A 21,984-nucleotide genomic window follows, 5' to 3' on the forward strand; every position below is an offset into this window, starting at 1 on the left:
CTTGCGTTGAGTCAGAGTATCGGGCTGCCCGCGGCGGTGAGCCTGGTGACGCGGCGGGCACTGGGCATGTCCCGGACCGTGACGGTCCAGTGCGGAGTGCACCGTTTGGCGGTGCGACCCTGTGACAGCGATCCCTTTGTGCTGGCGCAGATCTTCACCGCGCACGAGTACGACGCGCATCCGTTCTGGATGACGCGGCTCAATATGGTGGCATCCGAAATCACGCGCGCCGGGGGAGTTCCGGTGATCATCGATGCGGGTGCTAATGTGGGGTACTCCGCGCTGTATCTGGCCGAACACTTCCCGGACGCCACGATTCTGGCCGTGGAGCCCGACGGCGCCTGCGTGCGGTTGATCGAGCGGAACTGCGCTCACCATCCGCGGATCAGGCCGGTTCACGCCGCGTTGTGGAGCCATGGCGACGGGGTGGATCTCAGTGCCGGTGACGAGGGATCGTGGGCGAATCGGGTCGCCGACAAGGGTGCAACCCCGTCGGTGACGGTGGAGACGCTGCTCGACGGCATTGCCGGTGCAGTGCCTTTCATCGTCAAACTCGATATCGAGGGCGCCGAATCCGAAGTGTGCCAAGCCTCGCCGGATGCCATCGCTTCGTTCGCCTGCATCATGATCGAACCACATGACTGGATGCTGCCCGGATCTGGTGGCCTGGCACCGCTTTACGAGGCGGTCGCCGGGAAGAAGATGGACACCCTGATCCGGGACGAGACGCTGATGCTCTTCGATTGCGCGGTGCTCCAAGCGCACGACACCCTCTTGTCCCCACGCTGATGCCGGTTGTACTGCGTTGCGGCGCTTCCTGATAGAACTCTCAGTCATTCTACCGAATCGGTGACGTAGGCCTTGTAAGACATGTTGTGCAGCAATAATATTCGCGGTGGTCACATCTGACCGATCATCAATCAAGTCAATCTAGGAGAACCGTGTCACTCGCTGTTCCCGTGGCCTCGGGGCGTGACTTCTGGTCTGCGCCATCGGCATCCACGCCTCTGAAGAAGAGGTTGCTTATCGCATCCGTCGCGATGACGGGCGCGTCGGTCATCGCCGTTACGCCCGTCGCGCAGAACCTGCCGGCGTTGGAAGCCGCGCAGCAGCGCGCGGTCGAGCTCGTCGCCTTCGAGAATCCCTTCGCGGTGCTCGGTGCCACGTTCTCGACGGCCTTCGCGAACCTGAACAACCGTGGTACCGACATCTCGGCCACCCTGTTGCCCAATCTGTCGGCGATCCTCGGCAACGAGGAGCTCCAGCGCGAGTTGTCGGTGCTGCTGTTCCGCCCGGAGACGGTGGCCCAACAGTTGCAGGATCGGCTTGCCGAGCATCAGGCGACTCTGCAGACCGGGTGGGAGCAGTCGCAGGCCGGCTGGGCCGCGCACAATGAACTGCTGCCGGGTGTCCTGGAGCGGGCCAACAGCGAGCTGGCGGCGGGAAACTTCACCGAAGCCTTCGCCCATCTCAACGACTGGTTCATCTTCGGTCTGGGCGCAGCGGGCTGGCCGCTGTACCCGAGCTTCGCCGTGCCGGGCCAAGTTGCCAATGACGTCGGCGCTCCCGCCATCGCGGCCATCCTGGATGCGCTACTGGTGGGCGACACCACCCTGGCCGGTTACCCGCATGCCATCATGGTTCCGTTTGTGAGCGCCATCTTCCGGTTCACCGATAGCCTGGACGAGATCCGTGCCGCGGCACAGGCCGGCGATGTGGTGACGGCGATCAGCCACACGGTCAACCTGCCGATCAAGGTACTCGGCGCGTTCCTCAACGGTTACAGCCCCAGCATCGCCGAGGACTGGAATGTCTTCCCGGGCTTGCTGACGCCGGGCGGACCGATCGATTCGTTCCTGGTGCAGTATCCGTCGCTCATCGCCAATGCGCTCAAGGCGCTGACGGGACAGCCAGCGGTGGAGAGCGGCGCCGAGACGCTCAGCAAGGTGTCGTCGACCGCTTTGGCCGCCGAGGGTGACACAGTGACGCTCAGCGTCGAAACCGGTTCCGGTGCAACGCCGGTCGAATCCGTATCTTCGGGCACCGAAGAATCCGCCACCGGTGGCGAGACTGCCGAGGCTGGCACCTCGGTTCCGGCCGACGAGGCCGGCTCCGCGGAAGAGACGGCCACCGAGGATAGCGGCGCGGCCGTCGAACCGACCACGCCGGTTGTGTCCGAGGAGACCACCGCTGGCGATGCGGCCACCGGTGAGAGCACGGACGCCGGTGCCGAGGCAGACAGCAAGGCCGACATCAAGGATGCCAAGGCAGACGTCAAGGATGCCAAGTCTGATAAGGACGCCAAGGCTGACATCAAGGATGCCAAGGCCGACAAGGATGCCAAGGCCGACAAGGACGCCAAGGCTGACATCAAGGATGCCAAGGCCGACAAGGACGCCAAGGCAGACCTCAAGGATGCCAAGTCCGACAAGGACGCCAAGACTGACAAGGCGGATAGCAAGTCCGACAAGGCGGATAGCAAGTCCGACAAGGCGGCGAAGGCGGATGCGAAGTCCGGCACGTCGGACAGCAAGCCTTCGAGCACCTCGGCTAGCTCGGCTGGCTCGTCGAGCAGCTCGGGTAGCTCCAGCAGCGACTAGGCAATCGGCTAACGACAGCAGAAGGGTACGGCCCCCTCGTTTGAGGGGGCCGTACTTGTGCGCTCGGCGGCGATAGGGGCGCCTTCGACATTGTCAGCGCGATGGGGACTGCTGCGGGTTTAGTTGACTCGCGGTGCGTGAATTTCAGACCGCGGTTGTGACTGGTGTGTGGAACAGTTCGAACTATATCGGGGTGAGCCGTCTGGGTGCGCGTTTGCTCCGGCGCGGCCCATCGCGATCCGTTTCACCGCCAGCGTGGACTTCATTCGCGAGTCGATCGCGTACCCCACGATCCGGTTGGCGTAGACGTCTTTGGTGATACAGAGGTCGATTGCCTTCATCGGCTCGAATTCCAGGATTCGTCGCAACGTTCCGCATCTCTGATGCGTTTATTAAAGCAGCAAGCCGTTCCGTCGGAGTCTGCCAGTCGAGTGACTTTCGCGGCCTGTTGTTGAGTTCGTCGGCGATGGCTTCGAGGTGGTCGACAGGTAGATGCGACAGGTCGATTCCCTTCGGAAAGTACTGGCGCAAGAGTCCGTTCGTGTTTTCGTTGCTTCCGCGCTGCCATGGAGACGCAGGCTCGCAAGAAGTAGACATCCATGTTGGTCGCGGCCGCGACGGTGCGGTGCTCTGACATCTCGGCGCCTTGCTCCCAGGTCAGCGTGCCTGGTCCTTGAGGCGCTCGTGTTCGAGCAGACTCAGTGTTGCGACGACTACTAGAACCCAGCGGTGGGGTGCTCGGTGATGTCGGCCGGCCAGACCTGGTTGGGTGCCTGTGCGCCTGACTGTCGTTGCACGAGGTCGTCATGCACCGGTGGGCCGGATCGGCGGCTCAGTCCACGTTTCTTGGCGAAGGTCGACCAGATGCGTTCCTGGGAACATTGTCGTGCGACGCGGTTCTCCCCGGCGCTGATCCAGAATCTAAGGACCAGGCAGGTCACCGTGACGGGAATCCGGTCATCAGCAAGGACGAATCCTCGCAGGGTGAGGAGTCGACCAAACCGGGGGCAGTCCCAGGGCTCACATGCCGTGTGTCAGTGGGCAACCGATTCCGCGAAGCGGCCGCCAACGGCATTGCCCTGCTTATCGAGAGCCAGACGCGTTAGCCGGCTCGCGCGAACGTCGTCGCCTGACCACCGCGCGATACAGCGGCGCGGTCGTCGCCGTGGTGAGCAGTGCCAGTGCGCTAAGCAATGCAAAGGCGTACACACTTATCAATCCGGCGTGGAATCCGACTGTTGCAATCGCGATCTCGGTGACGCCGCGGCAGTTCAAGAGTGCGCCGAGCCCGGCCGAAGACCGCCAGTGCCAACGGTTGACTGCGCCGAAGATGAAGCCCGCGCCTAGTTTCGATAGGAGTGCCGCCATCCCCAAGGCGCAGAAGCAGGCGAATCCTGGCCAACTCGCCAGTTCGCGCAGCGCCCGCAGTGGAACAGACATTGCCGAGATGACGAAGAACGCAGGCAACAGGACCTCGACTACCGGGGCAAGCATCTGCTGTGTGCCTTGTTCCGCCGACCCGTCCGGAAAGAAGAACCCGGCGATGACGACGCCGATTGCCGGATGAAAGCCCAAGAACTGCGTCGCGGCCGCTCCTGCGAGTGTGGACAGCACCATCATGACGAGGCGAGGGCCGCCGCGGGTCAAGGGATTGACCCTCCGGACGCACTGCGGGAACACCACCGTCACCGACATCAGCAGTACTGCTCCCGTCACCACAGCGGGGATCGACAACGCACCGATACTCGTGCCGGCGATCACCAGTGCGGACACCAGCAACCACGCGAGACCGTCGGTGACAACCGAGACCCGCAGGGCAATCTGCGTCTCGATCCGGTCGCCGATACCGAGGTCCTTGATGATCAATGCCAGGACGGGTACGGCGGTCACCCCAAGGGCAATCCCGACGAACAACCAGCCGAACGGCGCGTCGCTCCCGGGCGCGACGAGCAGGTCGGCAAAAGGCCAGGCAATCACCGTGCACGCCACGATCGGGAGAAGAACGCTCGGCATCAGGTGCCAATTCGACGGGATGTGGGCTGTATCCCGTCGACCCCGGAGTTCGGCACCCACCGAGAACATCAACAGCAGCAGGCCTGCGGTCCCCACATCTTGGAGCAGGTGGACAGAGGAGGCGGAGATGAGTGTCAAATCGAACGCTTCCGAGCAGGCGGTCGCCACCGTGCCCACGGCGATGCCCACCGCGATCGGCCCCAGCACCCGCGGCTGACCCACTCTGCTGAACACATTTCCGACGATCAGGGAGCCGAGCACCACCACCGCCAGTGTGGTCAGGCCTTGCAGCGCATCACCGAGAGGCATGGGCCGCGACGTGCCCGCCGTCGGGCAGAACCTTGGTCGTTGAATCGGACACGATTATGGAGCGCAAGGTGGTCGACGTCCTCGGTTCGGGCATCAGATCCCGAGGATGCACAAATGATGGCGCCAGTTGGAGCAACGCGAACAGCAAGGCGGTATCCCTCTTGTTCGCTACCGGCTCCGAATATAGGTCAGCGAGTGCGAATGCACCGAGGTTGTGCGGGCCGACGATCCGATAGCAAGACGGGTTGAAGCTGCCGAACCACAGCTGTACAAACAACTTCGGATTGATCACCATCTTCCACCACGGCACCAGGCAGCCGATCTCACGTGCCAGCGCGTCCAAGTACAGGACCTGTGACGGTATCGATTCGGTGTGGCGGGGACTAAGCGCCGTCCAGTACTCCTCCCACTCCTTTTCACGTTCGATGACGCGGGCGAGGTCCGCAGGGAGGGCCTGCTTGCCGCTACACAGCCGCGCGAAGTATCGCGCCTGCATTTCTGCACACACCGGGATGCCGCCGGTGAAGGGGCGAACGAAACCGATGAAAGCGGCGGTGCCCTGGTGGTCGGGATGGAGGAAGTGCTTGTAGAGGTTTCGGACGTTACCGTCCACCACTTGCAAGTCGCCGATGGCGAGGTCTTGGGTGAATCCGGTGCACAAGACCACGGTGTCGAACTCAGCTGCCGCGGAATCCTTGAAGTGGACGGTGTTCCGTTCGGCCCTGTCGATTCCGGCATCGTTGACCAGAACCCGTCCGTCGACGATGGACGGGATGAAGCTGACGTTCTTACAGAAGATGGCGCGCTGACTCCAGCTCCCCTCTGGGTGCGATCGGAAGTTCCACTTCCGGATCATGTCCCAATTCGCGTCGTTGTCCAGTGTCGCGACGTCGAGCTTTGCCGGCAGCAATGGCTCGCCCATCGGGTTGAGACCCTCTTCGTCTTTTGCGCCTCGACGACCGATGCCGAAGACGGCATCGAAAGCTGTTGCGGTGATGCCGTATATGACGGAGGCGATCAAGAATAGCGATTTGGCGAGCCCATTTCGTCCCCACACTGTGTCGAGCACAAGCGGGCGTTTGGTGGCTCGACGGTACATTTCGTGGTGGTGCGCGCGTACCGTTCCGTGGTCTGTGGCGCGGTTGACATCCACCACACGCGGCAGCAGAAAAGTATATGAGCGTATGGACAGGGTGCACTCGGCGGCGACATCACCGATTTCGCGGACGATATCAGCGCCGGATTCGGCCAATCCGACGATCAACACCCGCTTGTCCCGGAAACGCTCGTTGTTGCGGTATTCCGACGAGTGCACGATCTCACCCGAGAACCCCTCCAAACCAGTGATATTCCGGTTGGGGGTCTTGAAAGGTCCGGAACACACCGCCACCGCGTCGAACCGATGGACGGTGCGGGCGCTGCCCTCTTGCACGTGCACGGTCCACCCATCGGGCGTGCGCGCCATGCTGGTGACTTCACAGCCTGTGCGCACGTGATCGCGAAGCCCGAACCGATCGGCGTACTCGTTGAGGTATCCGAGATAGCGCTCCCGCGTATAGAAGCGGCGCCCATTGGTGAACGGGTGATCCGAGTACGCCATCAGCTTCATGGAGATGGTGAGTTGCAGACTGTCGTATGCCTTCATCCGGTCATCGTCACCATCGTGGCGAAACCAGATCCCGCCTACGTCGGTGCTTTTGTCGAAACAGACGACCTGGTGGCCCTCATCGAGCAACTGCTTGATGGTTGTCAATCCACATGGACCGGCACCGACGACGCAGACCTTCATGACACACTCCGGGGAATTCAGGAAGACGTAATTAACGTCAGGGACGGTTTAGGTTAGCGAGTCGCCGTCGGCAGTGGGCGCCTTGCTCTAATGGCATTTTCACAGCCAATTCAAAGACTGTTGGTGTAGCTCGCAATCGACCAATGCAGCAGATTACGAACATGATCGGTGCCATCGGATGCACCCCTTGATCGGACTTTCCGCCAAAAGATTTTATCCGTCGTAAACAGTCATGAACTCGGGCTGCCCCGGGCATAGAGGCCGTCTGCTCACGGTTGCTTGCGGATCATCTCCGCGACCATTCCGACATGTGGCTCCCGCACCACCGAATCGTGGTCGCAGTTGATCCGCTGTAGCGACAACTCCCCGGTCAACAGCTGCGGCCAGACACGTTCGTCGTCGCGGTTGAAGCTGCTGAGAATCAACAGCGTCCGGCCCGGGTACGGGCGGGGGCGGTGTAATCGGCCTACCCGGACGCCCACCTCGCGTAGTGCTGCCACCTTCTCGTCCGGTGTGCCATCGAGGATTCCGGCCAGGGGCAACCACAGTCGCTGGCGCCAGAGTTCGCGTGGCGCCGCCGGAGCTTGTTCCAGGAGCGTGGACCCGACATCGGGTAGCTCCCGCCGTGCCGCGCGAACGGTCCTCGGGGGCAGGAATGGGTCGAGCAGGGTGACCACTTCCACCTGATGTCCCAGTGCCCGAAGACGGTTCGCGATATCGATGGCGATGAACGCGCCGAGTGAATGCCCCGCGAGCCGAAAAGGACCCGCTGGCTGCAGGGCCAACAGATCGCGTAGGTGCCGTCTGGCGGCCCGGCCAATGGTCCAATCCGGGAAGCCACGATTCTCCAGACCGTGTGCCTGAAAGGCGATCACGGCGATGTTGTCACCGAGCCGGTCGGTCAACGGTACGAATGACAGTGCCGAGGCACCGGCTCCCGCGAAGCAGAACAGCGTCGACTCGGTGTGTTCATGCGGGGCCCGCAGGACGATCGTGGTCGGCCGGATCCCGATGTCTCGCCTGAGCGCATCTCCGTCCTGCCGAGTGCGGACCACCTCGGTGAACTGCGCGACGGTGGGCGCTGCGGCCAGATCCGATGCGGTGAGTCGGACCTTGTGCTGTTCGCCGACGAGGCCGATCATCCGCTGCACGTTCAGCGAGTCGCCGCCGAGAGCATAGAAATTCTCGTCCCTGCCGACCTGGTCGAGTCGCAGGACCTCGGCCCAGGCGGTCGCGATGGCCGATTCCAGTCCCGGCTCGGCCAACGTGATCGGTCCGCGCGTCGGCGCCGGAAGGGCACGGCGGTCGACCTTGCCGCGCTCATTGCGGGGGAGCTCCTGCAGCATCACCACGTGGGTGGGCACCATCCATGCGGGTAGCCGAGTATGCAGCTGGGTGCGGATATCGGCTACCGCGGGACTGCGCACTTCGGGATCGGGCGCCACGTACGCCGTCAGCGCCGGCGTTGGCGAGTGCTGGTCGGCGACGACGAGTGCTTCGCGAACCCCTGGGCAGTCGAGTAGCGCAGCCTCGACTTCGGCCGGCTCCACCAAATATCCGCGAATCTTGACGGCGGCATCCATCCGCCCCAGCACGACGAGCGTGCCATCCTCATTGATTCTGGCCCGGTCGTTGGTGACGAATGTGCGGCTGCCGTCGGAATTGGTCGTGAAGGTGGTTGAGGCGCTGTCTGCCCTCAGGTATCCGGCCGCGACATACGGGGAGGTGACCGTCAGCCTGCCGTGCTCGTCGATGCCCAGGTCTTTGTGCGGCACGGCGATACCGGCCGGAATGACTCCGGCGGGGACGTCATCCTCGGGCCAGATGTCGAAGTGCGCGATGCCCAGTGTCTCCGAAGATCCGGCCCAGTTCGTCACAACGGCATGTGGCGCGAGCTCTCGGGCACGCCGGATGACGTTGCCATATACCGGCTCTCCCGTGGTCACGATGCGCTGCACACCGGTCAGCCTGCGACCACAGGCTGCCTCGGTCAGAGACTGCAGAAACGACGGCGTGCACATCACGATATCCACCTCCGTGAGCCGGTCGATCGCCGCCTCCGGTGTGCTGTTGCGTGGATCGATCGCGATGACCTGAGCGCCCGAGAGCAGGGCGCCGACGAGAACATTCATCCCAGCGGCGAAACTCACCGGCATGCACAACGCGACGCGGCTGTCCTCGATGATGCCGAACCGGTCACGGTGCAGAATCCAGTCGCTCAACCAGGTTCCGTGCACATGCAGCACGGCCTTGGGTTCACCAGAGGAGCCCGAGGTGAACTGGATGCTGGTGACCCGCTGTCGGTCCAGCGTCGCCGAGGTTCCCGGCGCAGTCATTCCTTGCGGTGGTGTGTCCGCAGACCAGACGTCGCACCCGCTTGCTATCTCTTGAGCCCCTGCGTGGCCCGAGTCGTCGACAATGACGGTCCGGACGTGGCGGCCTTGTTCCCGCAGGGCATCGAAGATGTGGGTGATCCGGTCCCGGGGCAGGCCGGGATCCAACGGCACCAGCGGTGCGCCCGCGGCGAAGCTTCCCAGAACCACCGCCGCGATCTGCGGGCTCAGATCGGCGACCATGGCCACCGGCGCTTCCGGGTCGTGTCGCCGGCGCAATGCGTGTGTCCACATCGTCGCGGCGGCGTTCAGTTCGCCGTAGGTGATGGACGAGTTCGCCGTCCGCACCGCCACGCTGTCGCGCTTGTTTTCGGCAATCTCAACGAATCGCTCACTCACCGAGTCGAATTCGATCGGCGCGACATGGCTCAGGTCGGGCCGGACCGGGGTGGCTCGGACCGGGCTGTCGAGGGCCTGGCCACTCGGAGTGGCGGCCACCCGACGCAGCAATGCGATCGTGGGGCCGAGTACCACCAATGTGATGAGCAGTTCGCCTGCGACGTAGGTGTATCCGACCGCGTTGATGCCCCACTCCGGCGTGGTCAGGACGACGCCGACGACCACCAGCACGCCGAGCAGCACTTGGGAGATGACGGCCAGCCGCAGCTTGCGCTGCAGCCGGGCCAGCGCGGTGTAGATGGTCGTCAACGCCACCGCAGGCAAGACCAGGGCCATCGTCCTGATCAACGTCGTGCCGTTGGCTGCATAATGCGGTCCGAGGATGCCGAGGATGAACGGTGCGGCCAGCATCAACACCACACATCCGGTGACCGCAGATCCACCGCACAACAACACAAAGCGCTTGGTACACGCCCACACGTCGGCGCCAGGGGTGGAGGCAGTCGCGATGAATGGTGCGGCCGTGGCCACGATCAGCGCACCCAGCGTGTTGACCACAAGCCAGCACATCGAGAAGTACGCGTTCATCTCGGTGCCGAGCTGTGCGACCACGATCAACGGCACCAACAGCGGCACGATCACGTTGATGGCGTTGATGGCATAGGAACTGACGAAGAAGTTGACCAATTCGCGACGGTCGGGCAGGTTTGCCGTTCCGGCCCGGGTACCGGTCTCCCGGCGGATGACGACGACCGCGATGATCGCGGTGATGGCGGCCGCCGGTAGCACCCATGACCATACGATCGCCGATCCGGTGGCAAGCGGGATCATGGCGGCGACGATGATCAGCTTGGCCGCGGATTGGCTGATGTTCTTGGAGGCGATGGTACGTGCCCGGCCGAGCCCGATCAGGATCTGATCCTGGAGGGCATAAATGGCCAGGATCACCACGCACAGCGGAAACAGCAGCATCTCGGCCAGATCCGGAAAGAGTTGCGCGCGTGGACCGACGACGGTGAAAACCGCGCCGAACACCAGCGCCGTGCCCGCGACGAACATCATGCCTTGTCGGACGATCTTCCTGGTCCGATTACCGGCCAGGGGGAGGAAGCGCTCGTACAGGCTGCCGAGACTGAAATTGGCGAGGATCGCGATCAGCGTCGCCGAGGTGATGATGGCAGACGCCCGGCCGACTTCGGCAGTGTCATAACCGCGGGCCGCGACGGTCCAGAACACGAATCCCAGGACACCGGTGGCCGCGCTGGAGGTCATGACGGCGGCGATGTCGATGCTGAGTCCGCCACGCCTCGGGCCCGCGGACACGATGGGTAGCGCCGGAGTCTGGGCAGCCAGATCCGCCGCCGAGGAGAACGTCGGTCGTGATTCGAGGGTGTCGGGTCGGCCGATCGAGGGCATGTGGCGGAGTTCCTAGCGGGAGGTCGAATGAGGCGTTAGCGCCACCAGGAGGAGGATACTGAGTCCGCTCTGGATTGGTTAGCCTACCCAAAGTAGTGATACTGATCATACTGGTAGAGGTAGCGGCCAGTTTCGTCGGCGTAGTTGCTAATCTCCAGCAGTTGAGTCGAACTCTATTGCCGTGACGGCGTTTTCGTCATCGGTGAGGCGTCGTGGGCCGAATCGAGGACTCCGCGGCCGAGGAGGGTGAGGTAGTGCGTCCGAGTGTTCTGTCCCGGTTCACCGGATGGGTGTCCTTGGCGCCGCTGATCTTTTTCGCCGCCGAGTGGGTGGTGTCCGCGTCCTGGCGTGGGTTCTACGGCTACCACGAGGACCTGCTCGGCCCGCTGGGGACCGCCTTCTGTGGACCGGTGGGCAACTGGCCGTGCAGCGAGCTGTACCGGGTGATGAACATCGCCCTGGTAGTGGCCGGCTTGGCTGTCGTGTTCACCGCGGCCGGACTTTTCGCCCAGCGGGTGACCGATCGGGCCGGTGCGCTGTTGCTCGTGGCGGCGGGACTCGGCCTGACGGTCAGCGGTGTGATCACGCAGAACGTCAGCTATACGGGCAATCTCACCGCGATCATGGTGTTCATGACCCTCGGGTCGGTGGGGGCCCTTTTGATCGCGACCGGCTCGGCGATCCGGATGACGGGGGAGCGGCGCCTGGTCGCGGTACTCGCATCGCTGGCAGGCCTCATCGGGTACTTCGCCTATGTCGGCGGTGTGAACATTGTCGGACCCGGTGGGGTGCAGCGGTTGTGCATCTACGGAATCCTGGTCACTGTCATCACCGTGGGCACCGCCGGATTGACGAGGACGCACGCCGCCATCGTCGACGAATCAGCCGACCAACCATCCGGGCACACCCGATGATCGCCAACGGGTTTCGTCGATGACGGCCACATTGGAAGCTGGTTCGGGAACCTCGAGTTCCGGTGGGCCAGAGGTGGGGGTGAGCCGCCGCCTGCCACTGCTGCGGGTGCGGATGGCCGATCTCGCGGTGGTCGGCGCAATGGCGGGTGTCGTTGCCCTCACGGGCCTGCCCGACGTGGCGCGCGGGATCGCTCTGCTCGTGTTCATTGCGGTAGGTCCCGGTGCTGCTGTGCTGAGCTGGGTGCCGATTCCACGGCGAGCGCTGTTGTCTACGGTTCCCGTTCTCGGCGCCGCGATCACCACGCTGGTGGCGATGACGGCGATGTGGTCCTACCGCTGGAGTCCGCCCGAGATCCTGTGGACCCAGATCATCGCGGTGTGTGTCAGCAGCGGCTACTGGTACTACCGCAATCCGGGGTGTGCCGGCTCCGGCGTGCGCTGGCGGACGGTCCCGAACCCCGCGGCGGTCCGCCGATCGATTGTGCGCAAACACCTTTCGCTGGTGCTCAGCGCTGCTGCGGTCCTCATCTGGGCGTTTTCTGTACCGGGTCTGCCGGGCGCCGATGCCAGCTACTACGGACTGCTGTTCTCCGGCACCGGGCCACTGCTGGCGGTGTGTATCGTGCTGTGCGCGTTGGCGCTGTTGGTCGCGGTGCGCGACCGCCGGCTGATCCCGGCCGCGGTGGCTGTTGCAGCAGCCATCATCGTCTCCCGTGTGACCACATTCGTGGCCACCGAGGTGCCGCTCTACGACTGGACCTACAAACATCTGGCGGTTGTCGACTACATCCTGGTGCACGGACGAATCGCTCCGGACGGTACCGACATCTACGCCCAGTGGTCGGCCTTCTTCGTCTTGTTCGCGTGGTTCAGCGATGTCACCGGCGTGCAACCGATCACGATCGCCCATGTCTTCGCGCCGATCATCCATGTCCTGATCGCACTCGCCGTGTATTGCGCGGCGCGGGTGATCGGGCAGTCCCGCCGTACGGCCCTCACCGCGGCGTTTTTGGCCGAGGTGGTCAATTGGGTTGGTCAAGACTACTTCTCGCCACAGGCGTGGTCGTTGGTGTTGGTCTTCGGGATGATCGTGCTACTGCTGGCCTCACCGCGCAGCCGCCCGGCCGGCGTACTGGCAATCGTCGTGTTCGCCGCCGCGGTGCCCACCCATCAGCTGACCCCCTTCTGGGCTGTCGCCGTCGTGTGTCTGTTATGCGTGGTGCGGCGCGCGCGACCATGGTGGATCTCGTTGGTGATGGTCGCAATCGTGGGCAGTTATCTGCTGCTCAATCTCGAAGCGGTGCTGCCCTACGGGGTGTTCACCGGTAGCAGTCCGGTGAGCAATGCCACCAGCAACGTCGTCAGTTCGGGGATGCCGGCCAAGGATTTCACCTCGTTCGTGGTCCGATCCTTGTCGCTTCTGGTCGTGGCCACTGCCTTCGGTTGTGCATTGTGGCGGTGGCGCCGTAAGAAACCGGTGGTGGCGCTGGGCATTGTGGCGTTCTCGTCCTTCGGTCTGCTGCTCGGGCAGAACTACGGTGGCGAGGCGATCTTCCGCGTCTATCTTTACGCGATACTGGGTTGCGCGATGCTGATCGCACCGGCCGTGGTCGGTGCGGTGGGTCGCCGCCGTGTCGGCGTGCGGGGGGCGGCGAGTCGACTGATCGCCGTACTCGGCTTGAGCGGGCTCTCGCTGGCGGGCCTGCACGGCTATGTGGCGCTGTGGCCGATGGTGGTGGAAACCCGCGCACAGATCGACCTGATGAACTCGATCACCGAGGGCGCCGATCCGCGCACCCGACTGGTGATGATCCGGCCCAGCGGAATGCCCACCCGGGTGAACGCGGACTATGCCGAACTGACCTTGTTCAACCCCTATTTCGACGAGGCGATCGCCTATGACCTGTGGGATGGCCGAGATCCGCGACTGCCGGAACTGAAGGCGAACTTTCCCGCCGACGATGACATCGCCACCTTGGACGACAACGCAACACGGGAGGCCTACATGGCCTACATGATGTTCAGCGAACAGTCGAACAAGGCGGTGCGCTACTACGGTGATTACCGCCCGGAGGCCATCGAACTCTTGCAGGACGCGTTGCGGGCGTCGCCGAACTGGACGGTCTTCTACGAAAACGGCGCAACCCTGGTGTTCCGGAGTATCAACCAGGAGAAGGCATCCGACTAGCTGGTCCGGCTCAGCCCGCCCGGCGCATCGGATCGCGGCGGCGACCCTGGCGTCGTCCCCGCCACAGCGCCAACGGGCCGCCGAGAACCGACAGGACCTCTGTCCGGCCGATCGCTCGGGGGATGCTGTCGCCGAGATCCGGTGGCGGAATCATGATCGCGCCGTACCCTGCGCCCGCGCGCACCGATGACCGGAACTGTCTGCGCGCCACCGAGAATGCCAGCCGGCGATGAGTCGGTTCACAGAACACTTTGGTCAACCAGGCGCCGAGGCCCAGGCCGTAACCGCGCGCCTGGGCAAGTAATGCGGTGCTGTCACTGCGATGGCGGTGCCAGACGATGGCCGCCGGTTCGTTGACAAGGGTATGCCCGGCGGCCACCAGCCGGAAGAACATGTCGATATCCTCGCCGCCCTTGGTCGAGGTGCCCGCACCCAGCGCCTCGTCGAAACCGCCCATCTCGAAGGCTGCACGGCGTCTGATGGCGAAGTTGGCTCCGGTGCCATAGATGCCGACCTGGAAGGGGAACAGTGGCAGGTCGGGCGGCGGTGCTGCCATCGAGTAGGCGCGCGGTGCCAACGTGCCGGCCCAAGACACCCGCTGGTCGAAGTACACCTGAGCCGCCGTGCGGAGCTCCCCACTGGGAACCATTCCGCAGACACAGGCGACATCCATGGACCTGGCGAAGCCCCGAGCCAGTCCCTGCAGCCAGTACGGGTCGACCACGACATCGTCGTCTGTGAACGCGACGATGTCATGCTGGGCGGCATGCAGACCCGCATTGCGGGCGTTGGACAGTCCGGCAGTGGGTTCCAGCACGCGTCGGATGCGGGCATCCCCGGCTGCAGCGACCACCCGTGCCGTCGCATCCGTCACCGGTGCATTGTCGACCACGATGATCTCGAAATGGGGATAGTCGATGGCGGACAGTGATGCCAGGGCGCCGGCCAGATCCTCGGGCCGTTCCCTGGTGCACAGCACCACCGATATCGGCGGTGCTGGATCAGCTGCCGGCACATCCAGCACCGGGGTTGACCCCGGAAGGTCCAGGGTGACGGCGTCGCCGACGATATCGGCCTCGACGAAGTCGATGGGTTGTGACCGGTCGCGCAACAGGATCCGGGCCCGCCGATATCCGTCCGATCGCGTGATGTTCACGCTGATCCGACCGTTGTGGTCTCCCACCCGGTCGATGTCGAGGCATCCGATCCAGCGCGCGTGCGCACCGTCGGGGGCACCGCCGTGTGCCATCACGGGGTCGATTGTCACAGCGGTAGTCATAGTTCGGTGACCCTTACCCAGTCGACGAGCATGGTGGCGGGGAATGGTGTCGACTCATCGGCAGGGCCCGGCCAGTTGCCACCGACGGCGAGGTTGAGTAGCAGCTGGAACGGCGCATCGAAGACCCACGTGGCACCTTCTTCGAGGTTCAACGGCGTGACCGTGAGCAGGGTCGTATCGTCGACGCCGGTGACGATACGACCAGGCGTGCGTTCGACCCAGTAGGTACGGAAGACTCCGGCGAGCGGGAAGGGGACTGGGCCGGTTGCCGACATCTGTTGTCCGCGTTCTGTTCCGCTCTTCGGAGCGTGCACGCCCGAATGCCATTCGGTGGCATGGTTGAGCGTCTCGATCACGTCGATCTCACCGGCGGCCGGCCAGCCGACCTGGTCGAGATTGGCCCCGAGCAGCCAGAACGCGGGATGCAGGCCCGAGCCCGCAGGCAGTGCGATCCGTGCCTCGGCACGGCCGAAGGTGAACGCGAAGCTGCCATTGGTGTCGACCCGTGCCGACGTGATCTGTCCATCGGCACCCCGACGCGCGGTCAGGGCCAGGTGTCCGTTGCCATCGAGGGCAATGTTGTCCGGATGGTCGGCGTAGATCTGGGCTTCGTTGTTGCCCCAGCCGCCGCCGCCGGTAGCGATCTGCCAGATCCCGTCGGGCGGAGCGCCGGCGGGGCCGTCGAACTCAGAGTTCAACAGGATGCGCGGAGCACCGTCGGCCGTGTCGGCGGTGCCCAGCAGAGCGCAGGCACCTACCACCGTGCCGACGACGATCAGCGCGCAGCCCTTGCCGAGGGCCGATAAGCTCGGTCTCACGCCGCTGCCTTCGCGGATCGTGCACTCAGCGCCAGACCTGTCACGTAACCCGCTGCGGTGTAGCCGAATCCGATGACCATCGCGAGCACGCGACGGGGGTTTCCGCGGGCCTGCCAGGCGCCGGACGGCAGGATGCGGGTGGTGTAAGTGCGCTCGCTGGACAGGGCGGCCTGTCGGCCGGAGATCCGGGTCAGCACGGCCTTCGACCGGCCCTCCTGGTAACACCGGCGGGTGAAGTACCCCAAGGTGGCCCGCTCGGCCGGAACATGATGATCGACTTGGAAGCCGGTGTGCCGGATGATGCGATGGCCGGGGAATCTGGCGTGCAGCTGGACACCCATCAGTGTTTCCTCACAACCTGCGAGGAGATCGCCAACGCGCCCGAGTTCTGTTGAGAACCCCTGGATCTCGACCAGCGCCGCCCGCCGTGCAGCCATTGCCGCGCCGATGGGGTTACGGATCTGTTCGCCGGAGGCCGGAAGTCCACGGTAGTCGCAACCGACCACCCAGCCGAACTCGTCGGGGAACCAGTGAGGGGCCGTCCCGGCAGCCCATTGGGCCTGCACCGCACCGCCGATGGCGACAACGCTCCGATCCTCGAATGCGGCACGTGCGTGATCGAGCGCCCCGCTCGCCAGCACGGCGTCGTCATCGACGAAGACGACGACGTCGCCTCCCGACCGCGCGACGCCGGTGTTTCGAGCTCCCGACAGTCCCTGCTCAAAGGCGTTGGCAATGACGGTGATCTGTTCGGGGAGGCTATTACGCAGGTCGGCAAGTAGATCATCGTTGTGGTCGACCACCACGATGATCTCATCGTCGTCATCGATCTGGTCGAGAGCGGATTGCACCCCCAGAAGCACCTGACCCCGCCGCACGGCGGTGTAACAGCAGATGACAACCGACAGGCTTACCGTGGACACGGTGAGCCCGTCGTGCGCTGATACGGGTGGCACGGCATCGACTCCAGGGATACGCGACAGGGCGCGGCAGTGTGGTGAATGTGGTTCGAGGCCAGACTATCTCAGTCGGTGCGCGTGAGGTCGGCTACGGTCTGCGGAAGGAGTGCCAACGCCTGCGCCACCGCGTCCGGATCGTGTACCGAGCGATGGATTTCGGCGGTGAACCAGAGGTTTTCGGCGACACCGACCGACGTGACGGTGAGACCCCTTGGGGTTGCCGGGTCGGAAGCGACCAACATACAGGCGCGCTTGCGGTCGGTGAATGGCCATGCACCGTTTCGTTGCGCCCAGCCGAGATTGGAGTGCAGCAACTGAGCCGGCGGCGAAGGAAGGGGGCCGATGGCGTCTCGATCCTTGAATCGGCGCGCTTTGGCAGTGCCCACCAACAGATTCGCCACCGGACGACCCGTTCTGCTGGCCCGCGTCATCGCCCGTTGCAGTGCGATCGGGCCATCCGCCGGGTTGAGCGTGAAATCCAGTCCGGCCGAGAATGATCCGAGTGTGTCCTTGTCTCGGGGCAGGTAGCGGCGGACATCGAAAGGTATCTTGACCGTTCCGGACAGCCCGATGCCGGCGCGGCCGAACGCCTGGTGCAACGCGTAGGTGAACAGCGCCACCATGCTGACGCCGGGCAGCGCGGCGTCGCGGCGCGCCCGCATCTCGCCGAGTTGACTAGCCGTCAGGCCGAGCGAACGTGTGGTGGGCGAGCAGGTGAATCCCGTCCCCGCACCGGCATCGGTCCCCGTGTCGCTGCCGCCCGTCAGCGGCGGACGACGGGCGGCGGCAAGCAGTTTGGCGACGCGCACCGGGTGCACGGCGAAAGTCTTCATGGCGGCGCTACGCAGTGGGTGCGGCGTGCGTGCGTAGCGGTGCCACGTGGCTGCATCGCCCGGATCGGTGAGCCCGAACAGCACGTCGAGCAACGTGTGGATGAGCGGGATCTCACCGAGCCCGTGACTGAAATCGATCGCAAGCCACTGTCCGGCGGCGGCCACCGTGACGGCTCGGTCGTCCAGGGTGCGGACCGTGTGGAGCAGGTCGGTCGGGTCTGTCGTCTGCGTGATCGTGTGCAGTTGCGGCGCACGGCCGGGATCGACGTGACTCCATTGGGTACTCGCCGGTGATGGGTCCAGGCAGAGCCGAGCGACCGGCCCTACGGCGGTCATGGCGGCAAGCCGCTCGGCGAGCAGGTCCGGCGCCGGCAGCCTCAGCGGCCCGACCACGACCGCCGTGCGGCGCCTGCTGTGGGCTGCATCGAGCGTCGCCACCGGTACGCGGGGCGTCTGCTCCACACATCGATCGGCAACCAGATAAGACATGACGCAGCGACCTTAGCAATGTCGGTCGCCGATGGTGGGGCTACCTTCTGTGACGCAGCCCGTCCGGCCGCGTGCAGTGGGTCGGCTCAGTGGTCAGGACTGCGGTGACGCCGGAAACGCGGCATTCCCAGTGGCTTTCGTGGTGTCACTGTCTTCATGATCGGACTCGACGGCCGCACCGCGGCTGCTGATGAAGACTGCGGCCAGTGCTCCCACGACACACACGACCGCTGTGATGGCGAAGATCTCGCCGTATTGCATGGTGTATGCGGTCCGGGTGTTCTCCATCAGCTGCCTGCCGGCGTCCATCATGTTGGTGGTGTTGACCACCGGCAGCGATGCCAGGATCTGGTTGAACCGGTACAGACCCCACGCCGACAGCGCCGCCATGCCGATGAGCATGCCGATCATCCGCGATACGACGACCGCGGCCGAGGCGATTCCGTGTTCGGCCGGGGGCACGACACGCAGCGCCGCCGACGTCAGCGGACCGATCACCAAGCCGAGACCGAAACCGGCGAGCGCGAGGTCGGTGTCGAAGGCCGGCAGCGTGAACAAGCCCAGGTCATGACGAGCAGAGAGGACATCGACGGTCCAGTGCGAGATCAGCCAGTATCCGAACGCGGCGATGATCAGGCCGGTCACCGCGATCGGTCTATCACCGATCCGGGTGGCCAACCAACCACCGAGCAGCGCGCCGATCGGCAGGGCGATGAGGAAGCGCAGCAGCAGGACGACCGCCTCGTTCTTGTCCATCCCGAGCACGCCTTGGCCGAACAACTCGACGTTGACCAGCGTCACCATCAGAGCGGCACCGGCACACAGTGATGCCCCCAGTGCGGCGAGGAACGGCCGGAACTTCACGCCCGCAGGTTCCATGAGGCGGGTGGTGGCCCGCTTCTCCCAGACGAAGAACCCGATGATGGTCACCACGGCGACGATCAGCAGCGGGATGCCGTAGCTCGGCAGCAGGTTCTTGCCGTCGGGCGACGGATTGTAGAGGCCCACGACGGCCGCACCGAGCGCGATGGCCAGCAGTACTCCGCCGATGACATCGACCTTCTGCTGCGGCTGATTCTTATCCCTTGCCGGAACACTGAAGTGGATCATCACCATCGCGACTGCCGCCATCGGGATGTTGATCCAGAAGATGTCGCGCCAAGTGTTCAGCGCCCAGACCACGGCGATGCCGTACAGCGGACCCAACACACTGCCGAGTTCCTGTGCCGCGCCGATACCGCCCAGCACGGTGGCGCGGCCGCGGTCGGACCAGAGATCTGCGGCCAGCGCGAGGGTGACGGGCAGCAGCGCACCACTGGCGATGCCGAGCAGGGTGCGTCCGACAACCAGGGTGGTCAGATCACCGGCCAGGGCCGTGACCGTCGAACCGACCATGAAACCGAGCAGGCCGGCCTGCAGGATCAACTTGCGGCCGAACCGGTCCGACGCCTTGCCCAGCAGCGGCATCGCCGCGATGTAGCCGAGCAGATAGCTCGTCACGATGGGCGTGACCTGCTGAATCTGGTTGATGGGTATGCCGACGTCGCGCATGATGTCGGTCATGATGGTGATCACGACATAGGTGTCGAGAGCACCCAGGGTGACCGCGAGGCCACCCGCACTTATCGCCAAGCGGCGGTTGGTACCCGCGCGCCCCCCGGCTCGGTGGCTGGTGGCCGCCGACATCAGGTCGCGGGCTTCGTGACGGTGACCTGCTTACCCCAATCGGACAACGTCATCGTGATGGTGTTGCCTGCGGACGGCTCCAGCATCACCTGAGCCAGCTGGTGATCGCCGTCCTCACGAATCCACGCGGTACCCGGGGCCGGGGCGGTCGCGTTGAGCTGCGGGGCGATCTTGTTGACCGCCTCGGGCGGGACGGTGCCGGTGATCTTGACGGCATCCGACCCACCGATGGCCTCGCGGCCGACGGACTTGGCGTCGGTGAAGCTCGACAGCACGTTGGCCAGTCCGTTGTCGGGGTTCAGGATCGCGGAGATGTCGTAGATGTCGGCGGCAGGACCGAAGTTCTGCATGTTGCCGCCCTTGGTGATCGCACCGTAGAGATCGCCGTCGACGACGACGAAGCCGACGTCGGTGAGCTTCTGTCCGAGGAAGAGAAGGTCGGCGCTGCCCTGCGCAGCCACAGCGGGCGCATTGGTCAGGTCACCGCTGAGGTGGGCGATGGGTAGTTCCTTGATCTCACCGCCCACGGCGAGTTCGAGATGCACGCTCTGTTGGGCGCGCGTGGTGGCCGCCGACTCGGTCAACAAGGTCGCGGCGTCGGGGAGTGGAGCGTCATTGGTCTTCGACGAGCAGCCGACGAATGCGAGGGCCATGATCGCGGCGAGAACGGGAAGAAGGATTCGGACTGCACGGGGGCGCGTCTGCATGTTGTGCATCGTAGTGGAGCGCTCTGGATGGACGTCCGATACATGCAGCCCACTAACCTGTGGGCATGTTCACCGGAATCGTGGAAGAACTCGGAGAAGTGGTCGGCAAGGAAGATTTGCCCGATGCCGCCCGCTTTGTGATTCGGGGGCCGGTGGTCACCTCCGATGCAGGTCATGGCGATTCCATCGCGGTGAACGGCGTATGTCTGACGGTGGTCGAAGTTCGCCCGGACGGTGCATTCACCGCCGACGTGATGGCCGAGACGCTGAACAGGTCCAGCTTGGCCGCCGTCGGCGTCGGTAGCCGGGTCAACCTGGAGCGGGCGGCTGCGGTCAACAGCAGGCTCGGAGGACACATAGTCCAGGGACATGTCGATGGCACCGGGACGGTGGTCTCGCGGTCACCGTCGGAGAACTGGGAAGTCGTTCGGATGTCGCTGCCGGCGTCGTTGTCCCGCTATGTCGTGGAAAAGGGATCCATCACGGTCGACGGCATCTCGCTGACGGTGTCCGGGTTGGGTCCGGATTGGTTCGAGGTTTCGCTGATTCCGACGACGCTGGGTCTGACCACCCTTGGCTCCGCGGAGGTCGGCACCCCTGTGAATCTTGAGGTTGATGTGATTGCGAAGTACGTCGAGCGGCTACTGGGAGAACGCGAGCGCTGACGCGTTCGCTCCGCTCCGCGCAGATACAGCAACGTCGCAAGGTCAGCTCCACAAGATCCGGCGAAGCGCCGAGATCCGGTCCGAAAGCGAAGAAACTTTTTCGCCGGTCGACGGTTCCGGCGGTATCGCCGCGCGCGATTGTGACCGTTCCTGACACGTGATTGCCGCGTAGTTAAAAGCGAATAAGTGTTTACCTTTTTGTGCGCTCTCCGAGCCTCCGCACGAATCACTTGACAGCACCGTTTCGCATGTCGAAAGCGCAGCTTAACCGACCTGTTTTGATCCCTTTGGCAGTGCTTTCGTCGGCCGGTTTGGCACGGGCGGTACGCAAAGGTTCCGGCACGTTGCCTGTGCGTTGGATGTGACCTTGTTGCTAGCGCGCCCCCCGGCACCCTTTCGATCATGAAATTTTTCGTCCGGATTGATCGATTGCGTCCGCTGGAGTGCCGACAGGCAACGAAATCCCTAACAAAACATCCGCCGAAGTTGCTTTTCAGTTATTGACCAGCGTGTTAACTTACGCCGCAGTCAATACCCTTCGGCTGCTCCTTGCGGACTGCCGAAGGCCCGTCACAGCGGTCGATGTC

The 21,984-nt window shown here is 64.3% G+C and carries 14 protein-coding genes and 2 pseudogenes; 5 read left to right on the forward strand and 11 right to left on the reverse strand.

Features of this window, described 5'->3' with window-relative positions; all coding sequences use genetic code 11:
* Window positions 1-6 precede the first annotated feature (6 nt).
* Both PGN27_RS00155 and PGN27_RS00160 read left to right on the forward strand, forming a co-directional pair.
* Complete coding sequence (locus PGN27_RS00155) at window positions 7-789, forward strand: FkbM family methyltransferase (protein WP_335324259.1); 783 nt, start codon at window positions 7-9, stop codon at window positions 787-789.
* A 251-nt stretch (window positions 790-1,040) separates the two neighbouring features.
* Window positions 1,041-2,600, forward strand: a complete 1,560-nt coding sequence (locus tag PGN27_RS00160; protein ID WP_335324260.1) for a hypothetical protein — start codon at window positions 1,041-1,043, stop codon at window positions 2,598-2,600.
* A gap of 390 nt (window positions 2,601-2,990) precedes the next feature.
* Here PGN27_RS00160 and PGN27_RS00165 read toward each other — a convergent pair.
* From PGN27_RS00165 to PGN27_RS00185, 5 genes and pseudogenes are all read right to left on the reverse strand, one after another.
* A pseudogene (locus PGN27_RS00165) lies at window positions 2,991-3,264 on the reverse strand (IS30 family transposase); the annotation flags it as partial.
* Between the two features lie 64 nt (window positions 3,265-3,328).
* A pseudogene (locus tag PGN27_RS00170) lies at window positions 3,329-3,514 on the reverse strand (IS3 family transposase); the annotation flags it as partial.
* A gap of 169 nt (window positions 3,515-3,683) precedes the next feature.
* Complete coding sequence (locus tag PGN27_RS00175; protein WP_335324261.1) at window positions 3,684-4,922, reverse strand: cation:proton antiporter; 1,239 nt, start codon at window positions 4,920-4,922, stop codon at window positions 3,684-3,686.
* Window positions 4,909-6,711 carry a flavin-containing monooxygenase gene (locus tag PGN27_RS00180; RefSeq protein WP_335324262.1) on the reverse strand — a complete coding sequence of 601 codons (1,803 nt, stop codon included), beginning with the start codon at window positions 6,709-6,711 and terminating at the stop codon, window positions 4,909-4,911. Before PGN27_RS00180 ends, PGN27_RS00175 begins: the two co-directional genes overlap by 14 nt.
* A 269-nt stretch (window positions 6,712-6,980) precedes the next feature.
* A complete protein-coding gene (locus PGN27_RS00185) occupies window positions 6,981-10,859 on the reverse strand; it encodes an alpha/beta fold hydrolase (protein WP_335324263.1) in 3,879 nt (1,292 codons plus the stop codon).
* A 212-nt stretch (window positions 10,860-11,071) separates the two neighbouring features.
* Between PGN27_RS00185 and PGN27_RS00190 the strand changes: the two genes are divergently transcribed.
* Together PGN27_RS00190 and PGN27_RS00195 are read left to right on the forward strand one after the other, a co-directional pair.
* A complete protein-coding gene (locus tag PGN27_RS00190) occupies window positions 11,072-11,773 on the forward strand; it encodes a hypothetical protein (protein ID WP_335324264.1) in 702 nt (233 codons plus the stop codon).
* A 79-nt stretch (window positions 11,774-11,852) separates the two neighbouring features.
* Window positions 11,853-13,961 (forward strand): hypothetical protein, encoded by a 2,109-nt coding sequence (locus tag PGN27_RS00195; RefSeq protein ID WP_335324265.1) that lies wholly within the window; start codon window positions 11,853-11,855, stop codon window positions 13,959-13,961.
* 10 nt (window positions 13,962-13,971) lie between these two features.
* Here PGN27_RS00195 and PGN27_RS00200 read toward each other — a convergent pair whose 3' ends face one another.
* From PGN27_RS00200 to PGN27_RS00225, 6 genes are all read right to left on the reverse strand, one after another.
* Window positions 13,972-15,210: a glycosyltransferase family 2 protein gene (locus PGN27_RS00200; RefSeq protein WP_335325179.1), complete on the reverse strand. Its 1,239-nt coding sequence runs from the start codon at window positions 15,208-15,210 to the stop codon at window positions 13,972-13,974.
* 26 nt (window positions 15,211-15,236) lie between these two features.
* Window positions 15,237-16,058, reverse strand: a complete 822-nt coding sequence (locus tag PGN27_RS00205) for a glycoside hydrolase family 16 protein (protein WP_335324266.1) — start codon at window positions 16,056-16,058, stop codon at window positions 15,237-15,239.
* The gene (locus tag PGN27_RS00210; RefSeq protein WP_335324267.1) at window positions 16,055-17,014 is read right to left on the reverse strand and encodes a glycosyltransferase; all 960 of its coding nucleotides are present in this window, start codon (window positions 17,012-17,014) and stop codon (window positions 16,055-16,057) included. Before PGN27_RS00210 ends, PGN27_RS00205 begins: the two co-directional genes overlap by 4 nt.
* 68 nt (window positions 17,015-17,082) lie before the next feature.
* The gene (locus tag PGN27_RS00215) at window positions 17,083-18,339 is read right to left on the reverse strand and encodes a hypothetical protein (RefSeq protein ID WP_335324268.1); all 1,257 of its coding nucleotides are present in this window, start codon (window positions 18,337-18,339) and stop codon (window positions 17,083-17,085) included.
* 93 nt (window positions 18,340-18,432) lie between these two features.
* Complete coding sequence (locus PGN27_RS00220; RefSeq protein ID WP_335324269.1) at window positions 18,433-20,025, reverse strand: MFS transporter; 1,593 nt, start codon at window positions 20,023-20,025, stop codon at window positions 18,433-18,435.
* A complete protein-coding gene (locus PGN27_RS00225) occupies window positions 20,025-20,732 on the reverse strand; it encodes an LppX_LprAFG lipoprotein (protein ID WP_335324270.1) in 708 nt (235 codons plus the stop codon). Before PGN27_RS00225 ends, PGN27_RS00220 begins: the two co-directional genes overlap by 1 nt.
* Window positions 20,733-20,797: 65 nt before the next feature.
* Between PGN27_RS00225 and PGN27_RS00230 the strand changes: the two genes are divergently transcribed.
* Complete coding sequence (locus PGN27_RS00230; protein WP_141869775.1) at window positions 20,798-21,397, forward strand: riboflavin synthase; 600 nt, start codon at window positions 20,798-20,800, stop codon at window positions 21,395-21,397.
* Window positions 21,398-21,984: the final 587 nt, after the last annotated feature.

Source organism: Mycolicibacterium neoaurum, assembly GCF_036946495.1.
Lineage (GTDB): Bacteria > Actinomycetota > Actinomycetes > Mycobacteriales > Mycobacteriaceae > Mycobacterium > Mycobacterium neoaurum_B.

Coding starts and splice junctions, on each gene's coding strand:
- PGN27_RS00230 (WP_141869775.1), top strand. CDS start 20,798: ATGTTCACCGGAATCGTGGAAGAACTCGGAGAAGTGGTCGGCAAGGAA.
- PGN27_RS00220 (WP_335324269.1), bottom strand. CDS start 20,025: ATGTCGGCGGCCACCAGCCACCGAGCCGGGGGGCGCGCGGGTACCAAC.
- PGN27_RS00215 (WP_335324268.1), bottom strand. CDS start 18,339: ATGTCTTATCTGGTTGCCGATCGATGTGTGGAGCAGACGCCCCGCGTA.
- PGN27_RS00180 (WP_335324262.1), bottom strand. CDS start 6,711: ATGAAGGTCTGCGTCGTCGGTGCCGGTCCATGTGGATTGACAACCATC.
- PGN27_RS00225 (WP_335324270.1), bottom strand. CDS start 20,732: ATGCAGACGCGCCCCCGTGCAGTCCGAATCCTTCTTCCCGTTCTCGCC.
- PGN27_RS00185 (WP_335324263.1), bottom strand. CDS start 10,859: ATGCCCTCGATCGGCCGACCCGACACCCTCGAATCACGACCGACGTTC.
- PGN27_RS00160 (WP_335324260.1), top strand. CDS start 1,041: ATGACGGGCGCGTCGGTCATCGCCGTTACGCCCGTCGCGCAGAACCTG.
- PGN27_RS00200 (WP_335325179.1), bottom strand. CDS start 15,210: ATGGCACACGGCGGTGCCCCCGACGGTGCGCACGCGCGCTGGATCGGA.
- PGN27_RS00175 (WP_335324261.1), bottom strand. CDS start 4,922: ATGCCTCTCGGTGATGCGCTGCAAGGCCTGACCACACTGGCGGTGGTG.